At 60.2% G+C, this 16,767-nt stretch carries 11 protein-coding genes and 1 pseudogene; 7 read left to right on the plus strand and 5 right to left on the minus strand.

Going from position 1 to position 16,767, the window contains the following annotated elements:
- Window positions 1-182: 182 nt before the first annotated feature.
- Window positions 183-598, minus strand: a pseudogene (locus BT125_RS05365) (integrase); the annotation flags it as partial.
- 183 nt (window positions 599-781) lie between these two features.
- Window positions 782-1,696 carry a LysR family transcriptional regulator gene (locus BT125_RS05370; RefSeq protein ID WP_072405519.1) on the minus strand — a complete coding sequence of 305 codons (915 nt, stop codon included), beginning with the start codon at window positions 1,694-1,696 and terminating at the stop codon, window positions 782-784.
- Window positions 1,697-1,952: 256 nt separating this feature from the next.
- On the opposite strand from BT125_RS05370, the gene BT125_RS05375 reads away from it, so the two are divergent.
- From BT125_RS05375 to pgm, 4 genes are all read left to right on the plus strand, one after another.
- Window positions 1,953-2,978 (plus strand): zinc-dependent alcohol dehydrogenase family protein, encoded by a 1,026-nt coding sequence (locus BT125_RS05375; RefSeq protein WP_072405520.1) that lies wholly within the window; start codon window positions 1,953-1,955, stop codon window positions 2,976-2,978.
- Between the two features lie 674 nt (window positions 2,979-3,652).
- Complete coding sequence (locus BT125_RS05380) at window positions 3,653-5,143, plus strand: hypothetical protein (RefSeq protein WP_072405521.1); 1,491 nt, start codon at window positions 3,653-3,655, stop codon at window positions 5,141-5,143.
- A gap of 96 nt (window positions 5,144-5,239) precedes the next feature.
- Complete coding sequence (locus tag BT125_RS05385) at window positions 5,240-6,637, plus strand: aminotransferase-like domain-containing protein (RefSeq protein WP_072405522.1); 1,398 nt, start codon at window positions 5,240-5,242, stop codon at window positions 6,635-6,637.
- Between the two features lie 91 nt (window positions 6,638-6,728).
- The gene (pgm, locus tag BT125_RS05390) at window positions 6,729-8,375 is read left to right on the plus strand and encodes a phosphoglucomutase (alpha-D-glucose-1,6-bisphosphate-dependent) (protein ID WP_072405523.1); all 1,647 of its coding nucleotides are present in this window, start codon (window positions 6,729-6,731) and stop codon (window positions 8,373-8,375) included.
- An 88-nt stretch (window positions 8,376-8,463) separates the two neighbouring features.
- On the opposite strand, the gene BT125_RS05395 is transcribed toward pgm, so the two are convergent.
- Entirely contained in the window at window positions 8,464-9,159 is a 696-nt protein-coding gene (locus BT125_RS05395; RefSeq protein WP_072405524.1) for a pirin family protein, read from the minus strand.
- A gap of 235 nt (window positions 9,160-9,394) precedes the next feature.
- Between BT125_RS05395 and BT125_RS05400 the strand changes: the two genes are divergently transcribed.
- Window positions 9,395-11,863 (plus strand): UvrD-helicase domain-containing protein, encoded by a 2,469-nt coding sequence (locus BT125_RS05400; RefSeq protein WP_072405525.1) that lies wholly within the window; start codon window positions 9,395-9,397, stop codon window positions 11,861-11,863.
- A 108-nt stretch (window positions 11,864-11,971) separates the two neighbouring features.
- Here the strand turns inward: BT125_RS05400 and BT125_RS05405 are convergent, their stop codons facing one another.
- Together BT125_RS05405 and BT125_RS05410 are read right to left on the minus strand one after the other, a co-directional pair.
- Window positions 11,972-12,250: a DUF1652 domain-containing protein gene (locus BT125_RS05405; RefSeq protein WP_003201764.1), complete on the minus strand. Its 279-nt coding sequence runs from the start codon at window positions 12,248-12,250 to the stop codon at window positions 11,972-11,974.
- Between the two features lie 193 nt (window positions 12,251-12,443).
- The gene (locus tag BT125_RS05410; RefSeq protein ID WP_072405526.1) at window positions 12,444-13,907 is read right to left on the minus strand and encodes an MFS transporter; all 1,464 of its coding nucleotides are present in this window, start codon (window positions 13,905-13,907) and stop codon (window positions 12,444-12,446) included.
- 132 nt (window positions 13,908-14,039) lie between these two features.
- On the opposite strand from BT125_RS05410, the gene BT125_RS05415 reads away from it, so the two are divergent.
- Window positions 14,040-14,936, plus strand: coding sequence for a LysR family transcriptional regulator (locus tag BT125_RS05415; protein ID WP_072405527.1), 897 nt, complete (start codon window positions 14,040-14,042; stop codon window positions 14,934-14,936).
- A 340-nt stretch (window positions 14,937-15,276) separates the two neighbouring features.
- A complete protein-coding gene (locus BT125_RS05420) occupies window positions 15,277-16,731 on the plus strand; it encodes a serralysin family metalloprotease (protein ID WP_072405528.1) in 1,455 nt (484 codons plus the stop codon).
- The last annotated feature ends 36 nt before the right edge of the window (window positions 16,732-16,767 follow it).

A 16,767-nucleotide genomic window follows, 5' to 3' on the forward strand; every position in this document is an offset into this window, starting at 1 on the left:
GTCATGGCGTTTCGCGAAGGTAATGGAAGCTTTCTAGCTGGAGGAGCCGAGCATGGTGATCGACTGCCCGCTTACTCTCTAGAACTAAAAAAAAACCATAACCACGCATGCACGAAGTCCACGCTGCACGGTTGTAGAAAAGCAATCAAGCTGAATCCATCGTTGAAGGAGGGGCACTCGCCCACCAAGTCGACATCTTCCCAGCGCATCTGTACCAGTTCGCCGGGGCGGACGGGCAACATGACCAGCAGGCGCATTGCGGTGATGGTGCGTACGCGCCGAGCCATGGCCATAATGCGCTTGCGGCGCAGCTCCGTGATGATTGTGGTGATGTCCTCCAGCTTGATCTCGCTGACCGGTTTATTACCAATGGCAGGCAAGATGTGGTTATTCAACGCGCCACTAAATCCTGAGATAGATTTGGTCACCAGTTCGGTAGACTTAAATGCTAGCCATTGCTTGGCCACATATTCGAAGTGTGCTCTTCGTTGAGCAACTGTGCCTCGATCTTCGCGGTCTTGGCCCTGAGAGGGGCGATGTGGTTAGCCACGTCGCGGCGCGCGCCGCGGGCAATGTCGCGCGTTTCCTTCAGACCGATGTGAAAACAACCGCATTATCTGGGGGCATCGGTGGGGGCATCCTTTTTAAGGATGCCGAAATTTGCCCCCAATTATGCCCTCATGATCCTTGGAGTTCATTGGATTTAGACAGTCGGCAGTGGACCGAAATTACCGATAAGCGCTTGTTATAAAAAAGTTTTATGGAATTTGCTGGAACTCCATTACAAGCTATCGGGGTCCCCGAAGAACATTTGAATCCGCGAACGCAACCAGCGCTCCCCAGGATCATTGTCCTGAGAGCCCCGCCAGGCCATATGCAGTTCGAAGCTGCGTACCGGTATGGGTGGGTCTTCGGCGCGTACGCCACCGGCGGCGGTCAGCGCGTCGGCGGTGTAGTCGGGCACGGTGGCGATGATGTCAGTGCCCGACAGCAGGGTGCTCAAGCCGTTGAACTGCGGCACGGCCAACACCACATGGCGTTTGCGGTCGAGCTTCGCCAGTTCTTCGTCGATGAAGCCGCTCAAGTCCCCTGCGAAGGAGACCAGGGCGTGGGGACGAGCGCAGAACTCATCCAGGGTCAGTCGCCCCGGTGCGGTGTCGGCCCGCAACACTTTGGGCATGCTGCGCCGCAAGACCTTGCGCTTGGCGTTGGCCGGCAGGTCGTCGGTGTAGCTGACGCCGATGGAGATTTCACCGGACGCCAGCAGGCCCGGCATCAGGATGTAGTTGACCCGGCGCACCACCAGCACAATGCCCGGCGCTTCGGCCCGCAGGCGTTTGAGCAGCATGGGCAGCAGGGCGAATTCGGCGTCGTCCGACAGGCCAATGCGAAACACCGAGGTGCTGGTGGCCGGGTCGAATTCCGCGGCGCGGCTGACCGCCGTGGAAATCGAATCCAGGGCCGGAGAGAGCAGGGCGAAGATCTCCACCGCCCGGGCCGATGGTTCCATGCTGCGGCCGGTGCGCACGAACAGTGGGTCATCGAACAGGCTGCGCAGGCGCGACAGTGCGGCACTGATGGCCGGCTGGCCGAGAAACAGCTTCTCGGCCGCGCGAGTCACGCTGCGTTCATGCATCAACGTTTCGAACACGATCAACAGGTTCAGATCGACACGCCGCAGGTCATTACGATTCATCTGGGGTCCTGGCAGATTCGGTAAGCTTGACGTGAACGGCCATATGGGAACAATGGCCGGCATGAATCTTACGGGGAAAGGCTGGTACTCTGCACCGGCTAATTGAGTTTTCTTAGGTTAAGTCCTACAGGAGTGGTTGGTTTTCTTGCTGCGGAATCAATGACAGGCATGTCGACTATTAATAGCCACTGATGGTCTTGGCTACAAAGCCCGGATAGAGTTCATGGCATTAGAGGTTACTTTGACGAGGTTTGCGATGTCCCGCACGATCCGTTTTCACAAGTTTGGTGGTGCCGAGGTGCTCAAATGCGAAGAGCATGCGGCGGCTCTTCCTGCGCCAGGAGAAGTGCAGGTCCGCGTCGAAGCGATCGGCATCAGTTGGTACGACACCTTGTGGCGCCAGAACCTGGCGTCCTCCCAGGCACGCCTGCCTTCGGGCCTGGGCCATGAAATGGCCGGCGTGGTCACAGCCGTCGGCGACGGCATCGATGACTTGGCCGTGGGCGACAAGGTCGCCAGTTTTCCGGCCGAAAGCCCGAACGATTATCCGGTGTACGGTGAAGTCATCGTGCTGCCCCGCACCGCCCTGACCCGTTATCCCGACGTGCTCAGCCCGATCGAAGCCGCCGTGCATTACACGCCGCTGCTGATCGCCTATTTCGCCTACATGGACCTGGCGCGGGTCAAGCCGGGGCAATTCGCCTTGGTCACCGATGCCAGTCATTGCGCCGGCCCGTCCTTTGTCCAATTGGGCAAGGCCTTGGGAGTCCGGGTGATCGCGGCCACCAAGACGGCCGACGAGCGTGAATATCTGTTGTCGCTGGGCGCCGAGAAAGTCATCGTCACCGAAGAGCAGGACTTGTTGATGCAAATCAACAAGCTCACCGACAGCCGTGGCGTCGATGTGGTATTCGACGGCCTTGGCGGGCCGCAGATGTCGCTGTTGGGTGATGTGCTGGCACCCCGTGGCAGCCTGGTGTTGTATGGCTTGCAGGGTGGCAACCAGACGCCGTTCCCGGCCTGTGCGGCGTTCCAGAAGAACATTCAGTTCTTCGTGCATTGCATCGGCAATTTTACCGGCAAGCCGGAACTGGGCATCGTCCAGGACCAGGTGGCGTTGCAACGAGCATTGCGCGATATCAATCAACTGACCGCCGATCGCGTGCTGTTGCCACTCAAGACTCGGGTTTTCCCGTTTTCCGAGTTTGTCGAAGCGCACCGGTACATGGGTGAATGCCCTTGCCGTGAGCGCGTTGCCCTTCAGGTCGTCGACCCCGCCTGATACCTGTCTTGCGCAAGAGTCATTGCCGGCTCTTGCGCTGTCCTCGATTCGATCTCCATCCCTCCTTTCCCACGCACTGCCGGCCTGGCGGCGGCGCGTTCGTGCCTCGCAAGCCCCCTCAAGCAGCCTGTCCCGGTTCTCTCGAAGCAGAAACGGTTTGTCGATGCACATCTGAACTGGTTTTTGCCCTCAATCTGTATCTTCTAATCATTATTTAAGTCCTGATAATTGAACGCTGATTTCCATATCAAGGAAGAAGTCGTGGTGCGGTGTAACTTTTTCGAAGGCTTTCATCCTTCTAGCTGCATTCAAGGTACAGCGAGCGTTAATTGGCAAGGGGCTATCTATCGATCCTGGAGAAAACAGGGTGGGGTAGAAGGTCGATTAAAGTTCGGTAAGTTCCTTATTTCTCGTACTCATTGTCTGTGGGACGTTGTCGGAATTCTCCTAGGACGTACCGTCAGCCCGGCAAGTCCCAGTGTTTTCAGGGGGCGCAGCGGCGGCCCCAGGAGCATAGGGTGACTTTCTTCGTATGTATCAAATAATTACGACAAGCAACGCTTGAGCGTATTGCTAATACTCTTTGAGTACTAGAACGATTCATTAGACCAACACGTCGCGCGGTCACGTTGGTGCGGGTGCGGCGCCGATAGTTGAATTTCAGGTAAATGGCTATGAGTGCAATTCATGAGCAGGCAATGACTCACGTATATCAACAGATACTGCAACGATTGTTGGGGTTTTATTCCCGGGCCGAACGGACCGCGTTGCAGCTTTTGATCCAGCGCTTGATTGTCGCCGCCGGAGGCGTCGATCGGATTGGCGACTATCGTGTGTTGACAGTCCAGAACGGGAGCCGGGAGAGCTTTTATGCACTGACCGCTTTGCGGGCCGCCCAGTTGAGCATCGCGGGCCGGCATCCGGTGACCTTCGCCTTGCGCGTCGCCACGCCGCGCCTGAGCGAAACCACCCAGGCGACGCTGGAGAACATCCACCGCTGCTACAGCGCGTTGTTTGTCTATGACGATCCCCGGGTCGAATTGCTGATGGCGGATAATCGCGAGGTGTTGCCGTTCAATCACCGGCAGCCCCTGTCGGTGGCGGGGCACGAGGCCAATCGCATGGACCTGTTGGCCTTGGGGCACCTCCGCTCGGTCGACAGCCCCCTGGAAATCGGGAGCGACGGTTACCTGGCGATGGCCGAATTCTATCGGCACATGGCCCGGTGGGAGTCTGGCGTGGATTCGATGGTCAGCAGCGATACGCCGCGCCAGCAAAAACAGTTCATTTCAGGCCTGCGTCGCGCGGCCCGCAAAATCGGTCTGCCGACCGACAATATCGGTTGCTTCGACAGCCTCTTCGCGCACCTCGATACCTTGAGCAGTGACCTCTTCGAGCATTTCTACGGTCCCGAGCGCCTCGGTGCCTGGAAGCCCGAGGGGCATTTCGAGGCCTGCCGGCGGATGAGCCACATCGGCATCGACGACCTGATCGTCGACCGCCTGGAGGGCACCAACTGGCCGCTTTTCAACGAATTCCTGCGGGTACAGACCGATGGCCTCATGCCCTCGGCGATTGAAAACGAATACCTCAGCCCGCTGCTGTCGGCCCATTTGCATGGCCTGCAGGCCTGCTACGTGCAAGGGCGCAGCTACGAAACGGGATACAGCGACTACGTGCAGCGGGCGATCATGATCATGCATCGCAAGCAACTGCCGGAACAAGCCTGCGAGCAGGCTAGGGCGTTGTTCGGCTCACCTTCGGCAATTCCCGAGCGCCGCGCCTACGCCGCCCTCGAAGCGCAGAAGGTCCTGGGGCTCAGCGAAACGCAACTGGTGTGCATGCTGTTCGCGCCATTCGTGGGGCAGGGGGCGGGCCTGGAACACTTCCTTCGCTGTTGCCACCCCGGCATGCTGGTGGCGATGCCGGACCTGCACAAGGCCATGCAGGGCGCGACGGTCGCCGATCAGATCGCGCAATGGATGGTTGACGTCAGTGGCCTGCCCATCGACATCCTTGGCAAACTGTACCGGGCGAGCGTTACCGTGCCGGAACAACCGGAAGCGGTTCCGGGAGCTGAACTGCAACAGGCTCTTGACGACGTTGATACCGTAGAAGCCGGACAGGTCGCCGATGAGCCACACGAACGCTCGGCAAGGCATTGAGGAACGAGGTTTGATGGACTCGTCTACCTCGTCCCGGGGCGTAATGCCCGGCGTTGCGGCCCGGTCGACTGCAACCTTTGCACCTGGCGTGATTCCATGAAAGGTTGCCGGGAGACAGACTTCGCCTACCAAGCGGTTTATCGCTACCTGACCACGTTGATCAACGAACTGGAGGTGGATGCTCGGGTGCGCCTGCCTTCGCTGCGGCAATTGGCCGAGCGTCTGAATGTGTCGATATCGACCATCCAGTACGCTTATTCGTTGCTGGAGAAGGAAGGGCGGGTCTACTCGATCGCCAAGTCCGGTTATTACGCGCTGCCGGCGCCCAGCATGACGACCCTGGAGGGCGGTGACGATTTGCTTGAGAGCTTGTACGTCAATGCCCGGCGACCCGGCATGCTGGTGCTCAGCGCGGACGAGCCGGCGTCGATGCAGCCTTTGGACAGCCCGATGCTGTTGCTCGAGCGCGAGCTGCTGCGCCAGTATCCACGTTCCTCGCAGACGCCCTCGCAACCCTGGGGCGAGCTGGAACTGCGCGCCGCGCTGGCGGCCCGCTACACCTCTTCGCCGGCCCGTTGCTGGAATGCCGATGACGTCTACATCGGCGCCGACCTGCGGGGTGTCCTGGAGATCCTGATCGCCGTGCTGGCACTCAGGGGCGCCACAGTGCTGATCGAATCGCCCTGCGACTGGGCGGTATTGCGCTTGCTGCAGGCCGCCGACATCAACATCATCGAGCTGCCACTGCTGGCCGGCGGGGGAATCGACATCGAGCAGCTGGAGCAACTGCTTGAAAGCGAAACGGTACGGCTGGTGGTGCTGTCGTCGGTCCTGAACATGCCAAGGGGTTCGCTGGTTCCCGAAGAAAACCGTCGTGCCATCGCCCAATTGCTGGAACGGCATGGCACCTGGGTGCTGGAGAACGACAGCCATACAGACCTGGCGTTCGAGGCAGGGGTGACGCCTTTTCGGGACTTGCTCGACCCGGACAGGTTGATCGTCTATTCCACGTTTGAGAAGACCATCGGCCCAGAGGCTCCATACGGCTACGTGTTGTCGCGCCAGATGACCCTGCACCTGCAACGACATTTCCTGCTTCGCGCGTTTCGGCTGTCGCCTATTCGCCAGAAAGCCATCGCCCGGCTGTACAGCAACGGTCGGATTGACCAGCATTTGCTGGTGTTGCGGCGCCTGCTGCGCGAGAGCGCGGTTTCGACCGCTCAATTGCTGCGCGAGCGCCTGGGCGATAGCCTGCAATGGGCGGAACCCCAAGGTGGCGCGACGATCTGGGTACGCTCGACGCGACGGGTTGATTTGCGGCGGGTTTTCCATCGGCTGCTGGCCCAGCGAATTGTCATCGCACCGGGGGAGTTGTTCAGCCTTCATGGGCTATACGGGCAACATATGCGTCTGACCCATGCGCTCAATGGGGCCCAGGACTTGGACGCTGCACTCTGCGCGCTGGCCGACGCCCTGAGGCTGGAACAATCGTAATCGGCGGCGATGGATCGAACCCGTCGCGCCACGGTCGAACTGTCAGTAAACTGCACTCCATTTCCCGAGCCACTCCACTCAGAGGTTTTGCATGACAGTCAGTCCATTTGCGGGCAAGCCGGCACCGGCAGAGTTGTTGATCGATATCCCGCGACTGGTGACGGCCTACTACACTGGCCGACCCGATGCCTCGGTAGCGACCCAGCGCGTGGCTTTTGGCACCTCCGGTCACCGTGGCAGCTCCTTCGACCTGGGCTTTAACGAGTGGCATGTGTTGGCAATCAGCCAGGCGATCTGCCTGTACCGCGAAGCCCAGGGCATCAACGGGCCGTTGTTCGTCGGTATCGATACCCACGCGCTGTCGACTCCGGCGGGCGCCAGCGCACTGGAAGTCTTCGCCGCCAACGGTGTGACCGTCATGATCGCCGAGGGGGATGAATACACTCCGACCCCGGCGGTTTCCCACGCCATTCTCTGCTACAACCGTGGCCGCACTTCGGGCCTGGCGGACGGTATCGTCATCACGCCGTCCCACAACCCACCGCAAAGTGGCGGCTACAAGTACAACCCCACCAACGGCGGCCCGGCCGATACCCATATCACCAAGTGGATCGAAGCCAAGGCCAACGAACTGCTGGCCAACCAACTCGCCGGCGTCAAGCGAGTCAGCTACGAGCAGGCTCTGAAAGCCGATACCACCCACCGGCACGACTATGTCAACACTTACGTGGCGGACCTGATCAATGTCATCGATTTCGATGCCATCCGCACCGCCGGGTTGCACCTGGGCGTCGATCCGCTGGGCGGGGCGGGCGTGCGCTACTGGCCGGCCATTGCCGAGCATTACCGCCTGGACCTGGACGTGGTGAATACCCACGTGGATTCCACCTTCCGTTTCATGACCGTCGACTGGGATGGGCAGATCCGCATGGACCCATCCTCCAGCCACGCCATGCAAGGGTTGATTGGCCTGAAGGAGCGCTTCGACGTGGCCTTCGCCTGCGATCCGGACCATGACCGTCATGGCATCGTGACGCCATCCGGCGGCCTGTTGGCGCCGAACAATTACCTGGCGGTGTCCATCGACTACTTGTTCCGGAATCGCCCGCAATGGCGCGCCGATGCCGGTGTGGGCAAGACGGTGGTGAGCAGCGGCCTGATCGACCGCGTCGCCAAGCGCCTGGGGCGCCGTCTCTATGAAGTGCCGGTGGGCTTCAAGTGGTTTGCCGACGGCCTGTTCGATGGCTCCCTGGGCTTTGGCGGCGAAGAAAGCGCCGGTGCTTCGTTCTTGCGCAAGGATGGCGGCGTCTGGAGCACCGACAAGGACGGCCTGATTCCGGCGTTGTTGGCGGCTGAAATGACGGCGCGCACTGGTCGCGATCCGAGCCAGGCCTACCGCGCCTTGACCGACGAACTGGGCGAACCGTTCTCGGTACGCGTCGATGCCAAGGCCAACCCGCAACAGAAGGCCCTGTTGAGCAAACTGTCGCCGGATCAGGTGACGTCTACCGAACTGGCGGGGGAACAGATCCAGAGCATCCTCAGCCATGCGCCGGGCAATGACCAGGCCATTGGTGGCCTGAAGGTCATGACCGAAAACGGCTGGTTCGCGGCGCGTCCGTCCGGTACCGAGGATATCTACAAGATCTACGCCGAAAGCTTCATTGGCGATGCGCACCTCAAGCAACTGGTGGCTGAGGCGCAAACGTTGGTGGATGGGGCGATCACCAGCAAGTAATACCAATGTAAGTGATACATGTGATGTGCGCTTGTGGCGAGGGAGCTTGCTCCCTCGCCACAAGCGCAGCAGTGCGGCGATACAGGGTTTAGGCGAGGTCCACCAGCACGATTTCGCTGTCTTCGATCGCGGTCACCTGCAATATCTGTTCGTCTTCAATCGCAACGCCGTCTCGAGCTTTTGCACGCAACCCATTGATTTTTATTAACCCTGTGGCCGGCACAAGATAAGCTCGTCGCCCGGCGTCCAGCCGATATTCCGCACTCTCACCTGCCTTTAGATTGGCCGCTACCAGTCGCGCGTCGGCGCGGATGCGCAGGCTCTGGTCGTCGCCGGCCTTGCCACTGGCCAAGGTCACGAAGCCTTCGCGCGAGTCTTTGGGAAACGGTTTGGCGCCCCACGACGGTGCCAGACCTTCTTCGTTGGGAATGATCCATATCTGGAAAATGCGCGTGGCCGTCGACTCAAGGTTGTACTCGCTGTGGGCGATCCCGGTGCCCGCGCTCATGACTTGTACGTCGCCAGCCTCTGTGCGGCCCGTGTTGCCCAGGTTGTCCTGGTGGCTGATCGCGCCTTCGCGCACATAGGTGATGATTTCCATATCCCGGTGGGGATGTTGAGGAAAGCCGCTGCCGGGGGCGATGACATCGTCGTTCCAAACGCGCAGGTTGCCCCAGTGCATGCGTTGTGGGTCGTAATATTCGGCGAACGAAAAGTGGTGATGGGCATCCAGCCAGCCGTGGTTGGCGGCGCCCAAGGTGGCGAAAGGCCTGAGTTCGAGCATGTTCGTGTCCTTTTCGCTGGAGCGAAAGCGATGGTTGATGGCGCTATTCTCGCGAAGGAAATCATCGACAAAAAGCGTAAAAAACGCGTCAAACCTATCGCCTTATTAGATATGAATTCGTGAGCCAACTTTCACTTCATCGCCTAAACCCATGACTTAAAAGCTTTTGGGTGGAACCTGGCAGCAAATACAGACACCATAGCCGTCATGGTTCATGAACACCGGAGTCCCCAGCGTGTCGCAACACACTCCCGATCTTCCCCCCGAGCTCCTGCCCCTGGGCCAGATGCCCTTGCTCAAGCGCCTGGCCGCCCGGCTCTTCGGTCATGGCCTGACGCGCCTGCGCGCCCAGCACCGAGCGTCCTGGTTGCACGGCCAGGCCGACGGCTTCCGCAGTGGTCATACCGCCGGTTTCGACTATGGCTATAAGGAAGGCCGGGCCGAAGGGCTCGAGGAGGGCCGCCAAGTCCTGTTGATCCGTGATTCCCGCAGCACAGAGCATCCGGCACCGCAGGTGGATGATTTGCTGTTCGATGACTGGCGCCTGCCGCTGACCAACGAGCTGAAGAAACGCATCAAGGCAGACGTTGCCCGATTGCTGCCGACGCATGCACAACCGAGCGCCGCGCAATGGAAGATGATTTTCAGCGATACGCCGTCTACCTCAGTGGTCGCCGGGGCGGGTGCGGGCAAGTCGACGACCCTGGTGCTGCGTATTGTGTTGCTGTCCCACTACCTGGGCTTCGAACTGGACTCAATGACCGTGGTGACGTTTACCCGGGAATCACGCAAGGACTTCATCCAGAAATTGATCGAAGTGTTTGCCCTGTGGGGACGAACCGTCAGCCTCAAGCAAGCGCGTGATCTGGTGCGCACCTTCCATTCGCGTATCTTGCCCATGGTCCGCAGCCTGCCCGGGTTCGAGCGGCTCCAGGCCTTCGAGACCCTGAGCCATCGCGCCGAAGCGGACGACGATGCCCAAGGCAACCCCTTTGAATTGCGCATCAACGATGTCCAACGTCAGCAACTCAATGCCTGTTACTACAACCTTTACCAGCGGGACGCGCGTTTCCGTGAGCTGATACAGCCGTTGTCCCGCCATGCCCTGCAACTCAAGGAGCTGGAGCGCGATCACCCGGATGTGCAAAAACGGGTGGCCGTGACCGAACTGGCGGCCCAGCGCGACGAAGAATTGTGCGATGCCGTCGAAGACCTGTGGTTTCGCGCCGGTGCCTGGCCAATCAAGGGGATCGAGCCAAAGCGACAAACTTTCGAAATCAATGGTTCGATATTCCACTGCCATGGCTACGCGCCCTCACTGGATGCCTGGGTGATGCTGGGTTTCGATCCGCGGGAAGACGCCCGGCTCAGTCGTCCGGGCGCCAAGTTGAGTATCCGTGCGGAGTGGGCGGTAAAGCGCACCTTGTTTCAAGCTTTCTGCCGTAAGCCACTGATATGGCTTGAAAGTTATGAGGCATCAAAGCGTGTGGTGGCATCCATGGCCGGCGACGCCAGTGCCGGTCCTGGGTTCGACTATAAGGTCAAGGGTGAACTGGGGTCGGCGCCATTGTTGGACTGTTTTGTCGCGGCGGCGGGCTTTATCGAGAACCTTGGCCTGGACGTCCCGGACGCCGTGGGCCGGATGTCCTTTGCCCCGGATGACCCCGATCGATATTTCTTCGAGGCGCTGAGCCGTTACTGGCGGGCATTCGAAGACCATTTGCTCGATCAGTCGCCGCCGATCATGACCTATAACCGTATGTTCGCGCTGTTCAGCGAACACTCGCCGGAAAATTTCAAGTTGCTGGCCGATGCCTTGCTCAGGCCGCTTTCGCACCTGATGATCGACGAGTTCCAGGACGTATCGCCGCAGATCGTCTCCTGGCTGCGCGCCAGTCTTCGGGAAGTCCGCAGTCGTGGTCCTGCGCTGCATGTGGGGCGCGGCGCCCAGCGTTCTTCCTTGTTGTGTGTCGGGGACGACTGGCAATCGATCTATGGCTGGCGCGGCAGCTCGCCGAGCTACTTCATGGCATTCAACAAGCAATTTCCCTCACCGGCGACAACGCGGGTGATGCTTACCGACAACTACCGCAGCCATCAACACATCATCGACGCTGCCGAGCACATCGTGCGCGCCGCCGCGGCTATCCCAGGCAAAAAAGCCAAGGCCAGTGGCGTGCCCCGATCGCTGAGCCCGGTCAAAGTGTTGGATCGAGACGATGAAGGGTTGGCCCTGAGATTGGAGGAGCACTATCACAAGGGCGATTCAATCTTGATGCTGTATCGAAAAAGTAGCGATAAGCTACTGATAGAAAAGTATATTCAGTCAACAGTTAATGTCGACTCTAGCTTGCCGTACGAGGCTCGACGGCTCAGGCAGATGACCTACCACAGCGCCAAGGGGCTTCAGGCGGATGCGGTGTTCTTGTTGGGAGACTGCCAGCACCTGAGCAGTTCGCCCTACAAGAACCAGGTCTATCGAATGGCTGGGCTAGGCCAGGATGCAGACGCCGAACCCTACGACACGGCGCAAAAAGACGAAATCCTGCGCTTGGCGTATGTGGGCATCACTCGCGCCGTGCAGCACTGTTACTGGTACGTCGATGGCCAGGACGGCCAGGCGGTCAACGCGCCTAAGGCGTCGGATCGTATTGCAGTGGACAAGCCCTTTTTCGCTGACCATCGTCGTGCCCGCAAAGGATGAAACAAACATAAGCCCCGAGTGGCGGGGTAAACGCGTTCCAGAGGCATATAAAAGCGGCGCCTTCCCTGGAGAGGAAGGCGCCGCGTTCAGAAGCTCAGTGGTGTTCCGTCAGGAAGCGAACCGCCGTAACCCTACCGGTGGCACAAACGCTTCCAGCTCGGCCTCCACCGCCTCGATTATTCGTTCCACATCCGGCGCATTCATCACTGTCGCGCAGGGGATCCCTGCAATGGCGATCATCGTCTCGCCGCTGGCACGGTCGAATAGCCGGGCAACCATACTGCCAGGCGCATCCATGCTCGCTTCGAATCCCATGGGATGGAAGTGCCAGCGCATCAACTGGCAAGCATTGGGGAACGTAACCTTGCTGAAAGATCCTTTATTCATGTGTTGCCCGCCGTCTTCAATCGAGCGCTTCCTTTTGCTCATGTCAGGAAGGAAGAGCCATCATGGCTCTACCAGTGAGAACTAAAAATAGCACCTGAAAATGAAGCTCATGTGGATTTTTTCAGTCCGTTTTGCGATTGGTTCACTTTTTTTGATTTGGATCACGACTTAAGCGGCGATGCTCAGAATGTCATCACGCTTGGTCCGGCGTGTCCTCGGCGTCGCTCAACCGCTCTGGCACACGGCATTTCAAGGTGATGACCACCGCCAGGACCGCCACCGCCAGGGCGGCGGCGAAGGTGGTGTGCAGGCCGTTCAGCACGGCTTCGGGGCTGGCGCGGGTGATGTCATTCGTCGCCGCTGCGCTCGCAAACACTGCGCCGAGCACGCAGGCTCCGGTGAAGAAACCCAGGTTGCGCGACAAGTTGAGCAGCCCGGCTATGACACCCCGCCTTTGGGCGGCCACATCGGCCATCACAGCCGTGTTGTTGGCAGTCTGGAAAAATGCGTAGCCCAAGGTCGTCACCACGATGGCGCCGATATAGCCGGCGATGCCAAGAGCAGGGGGAACCAGTGACAGCATCAGGCAGCCGAGGGCCATGGTCGCCAGGCCGGCGAACCGCATGGGGTGCACACCGAACCGACCCGCCAGGCGTCCGGCCGGCACCCCGGCCAGCGCCGCGACGGTCGGCCCTGTTGCCAGCGCCAACCCGACGAAGGTCGCTGGCAGTCCGAGGGTGATGGATAAGTAAAAAGGCCCGACCAGCAGCGTTGCCATCATGATTGTTGCGACCAGGGCGCTCGTCGCCAGGCCCGAGACCAATGACTTGTCGCTAAACAAGGCCAAGGGAATCAGCGGCGACACGGCCCGGGACTGAACCCGAACGAACATCCCGCCGCCCACCAGCGCAGCCAGTAGCAGCGCAATGTTCAACCCGCCAAAGCTCCCGCGCCCGGCGGTCATGGCCAAGGCATAGGCGGCGAGCGTCAACGCCAACAGCACCGTGCCGGTAATATCGAAGCGAATCGTTTGCGCCTTCGGCGGCGCTTGTCGCACCGGTAGCGAGTACCACGCCAGCCATAACGTCAGCAGGCCGAGGGGGATGTTGACCAGGAACAAGGCCTGCCAGCCGAACCCACTGATCAGCAGCCCGCCGAAGGACGGCCCAAGGGCCGTGCCCACCGCCGACAGTGTTGCCAGCAGCCCCATGGCACTGGCGGTTTTTTCCTGGACGACCGTTTCGCCGACCAGGGCCAGGGTCAACGTCATCATGATGGCGGCCCCCAGGCCTTGCAGCGCCCGACCTGCGATCAGCAGCCAAAGCGAAGGGGCGAGGCCGCAAAGTACCGAGGCCAAGGTGAACAAGGCGATGCCGGCCAACAGTAGTTTGCGACGGCCCATCAGGTCACCCAAGCGGCCGACGCTGACAATCAGCGTGGTCATGGCGAGCAGATAAGCCAGCACCACCCATTGGACCTGCTGGAAGGAGGTATCGAGCGCTTGAGCCAGCGTGGGCAGCGCCACGGCGGCCACACTGGCGCCCAGAGAGGCCAGCAGCGTCGAGAGTGCAAGGCTGGCCAGGGCCCAACGAGGTGAAAAGAACCGGCTCGTGGGTGCGGCTGCCGGCCGGCTTGGTTGCGTGTTGATGGGTTTCATCGTTTTACCTGTACCCGTGGCGTTCGAAATGGCGCTGTCAGAACGTTACAGCTAGGCATAACATGGCGGAAGACGCAGCGTTTGCAGGTTATAGCTGCACCAGACGCCATCTATTCAATTCGAGACTTCGCCATGTCTTCGCCGGACCTCAATCTACTGGTCACCCTCGATGTGCTGCTCTCGGAAGGCAGCGTGGCCGGTGCCGCCCGGCGGCTGCGGCTCAGCCCGTCGGCCATGAGCCGGGCACTGGCGCGGTTGCGGGAAACCACCGGTGACCCGCTGCTGGTTCGGGCCGGGCGAGGGCTCGTGCCGACTCCCCGTGCGCAGGAGTTGCGTGAACAGGTCAGTCAGTTGGTGCAGCAGGCTCAGGCGGTGCTGCGCCCGGTGACGACGCCGGATCTCGGGCGCTTGAGCCGTACCTTCACGCTGCGCACTCGCGAGGGGTTCGTGGAAAATTTCGCCATCGACCTGATCGCCCGTATTCACGAGCAAGCGCCGGGTGTGCGGTTGCGCTTCATGGAAAAGACCGACCGGGACAGCACGGCGCTTCGCGAAGGCACTGTGGACCTGGAGACCGCCGTCGTGGACAAGGACACCAGCCCGGAGTTGCGAACCCAGGCGTTGTTCAGCGACCGCTTGATTGGTGTGGTGCGCATGGGGCACCCGCTGAGCCACGCGGCGGTGAGCGCCGCCGGCTATGCGGCGGGTGGGCATGTCGGGGTCTCGATGCGCGGGTTGGACCATGGCCTTATCGATCAGGCCCTGGCGGCGCTGAACCTGTCCCGGGAAATCGTCACTACCGTGCCAGGTTTTTCCTCGGCGCTGGGGTTGGCCCGCGCCAGCGACCTGATCGCCAGCGTGCCTGAGCGCTACACCACGAGCCTGCGGATCGGTCTACACAGTTTCGCGCTGCCGGTCCCGGTGCCTGGGTTCACGATCGCCATGCTCTGGCATCCACGAATGGACGCCGACCCCGTGCATCGCTGGTTTCGTGGCTGTTTGCGGGAAGTCTGCGCAAGTAAGGCGTAGAGGCTTAGTAGATATTCATTAATAGCACTTCGCTGGCACTTAGTTGGCGAAAGTGCGACGCTGTCCGCAACTGACTAGTTACCCATATTTAATATTTAAATAGAGTTTTGTCCGACAATCTGCAACTCGGGCAGTTGAGCGTGCGCACTAGTAAGGCAGAAACCTATTGTTTATGGGCGTTAAGGGGCAGTGCTTGAAATTGAACGAAAAAAATGACTAGACGTTTGATTTCCAATTGTGTCAGGTTTCTTGCGTCCTCATTGGGCGAGTGATAGGACGATCTCGCCAGAGATCGTCTGTCTGACTAAATTGTTCCATTTGCAAACAAGGAAGTGTGTTTATGTCGAAAGTCAAAAACAGCGCTATCGATTCTGCCGAACAATTGCTCTGGGCCCCGCAACTGGCAGCTCCTAGTAATGCGTTCAACCAGATCAATAGTTTCAGCCACCAATACGACCGCGGCGGTAACCTGACCGTCAACGGCAAACCATCGTACTCCGTCGACGAGGCGGCCACGCAGTTGCTGCGCGACGGCGCGGCTTACCAGGACCGGGACGGCAGCGGCAAGATCGAGCTGACCTATACCTTCCTGACGTCTGCCTCTTCCAGCACCATGAACAAACATGGGATCAGCGGCTTCAGCCAGTTCAGCGCCCAGCAGAAAGGCCAGGCCGCCCTGGCCATGCAATCCTGGGCGGACGTGGCCAATGTCACCTTCACCGAAAAAGCCAGCGGTGGCGACGCTCACATGACCTTCGGCAACTACAGCGGCGGCCAGGATGGCGCGGCGGCGTTTGCTTATCTGCCAGGGACAGGCGCCGGTTATGACGGGACGTCCTGGTACCTGATCAACAGCAGCTATACCCAGAACAAGAATCCGGACCTGAACAACTACGGCCGCCAGACCCTGACCCACGAAATCGGTCACACCCTCGGCCTGGCCCACCCGGGTGACTACAACGCCGGCGAAGGCAGCCCGACCTACGATGACGCCACCTATGGCCAGGACACCCGTGGCTACAGCGTCATGAGCTACTGGAGCGAAAGCAATACCAACCAGAACTTCAGCAAGGGTGGCGTCGAAGCCTATGCCTCGGGGCCGCTGATGGATGACATCGCGGCCATCCAGAAGCTTTACGGTGCCAACACCTCGACCCGTACCGGCGACTCGACCTATGGTTTCAATTCCAACACCGGTCGCGATTTTCTCAGTGCCTCTTCGTCGTCGGACAAAGTGGTCTTTTCGGTATGGGACGCGGGTGGTCGCGATACCCTGGATTTCTCCGGGTTCACCCAGAACCAGAAGATTAACCTCAATGACGCCTCGTTCTCTGACGTGGGTGGCATGGTGGGTAACGTGTCCATTGCCAAGGGTGCCGTCATCGAAAATGCCATCGGCGGCTCGGGCAGCGACCTGTTGATCGGCAACTCGGTGGCCAACGAGCTCAAGGGCGGTGCCGGCAACGATATCCTTTGGGGCGCCGGTGGTGCGGACAAGCTCTGGGGCGGTTCGGGTTCGGACACCTTCGTATTCGCCGCCAGTTCCGATTCGCGGCCGGGCACGACGGACCAGATCCTCGATTTCGTCAGCGGCCTGGACAAGATCGACCTGACCGGCATCACCCAGGGCGCGGGCCTGCATTTCGTCAGCGCCTTCACCGGTGCGGCGGGCGATGCGGTGCTGTCGACATCGGGTGGCAACAGCCTGCTGTCGGTGGACTTCTCCGGGCACGGCGTGGCTGACTTCCTGGTCAGCACCGTTGGCCAGGCGGCGGCCTCGGATATCGTGGCGTAAGGCTAACAACTCTGTAGGCGCTGCCGCAGGCTGCGG

The sequence above is a fragment of the Pseudomonas sp. NFACC04-2 genome (assembly GCF_900119265.1).
GTDB classification, from domain to species: domain Bacteria; phylum Pseudomonadota; class Gammaproteobacteria; order Pseudomonadales; family Pseudomonadaceae; genus Aquipseudomonas; species Aquipseudomonas fluorescens_AA.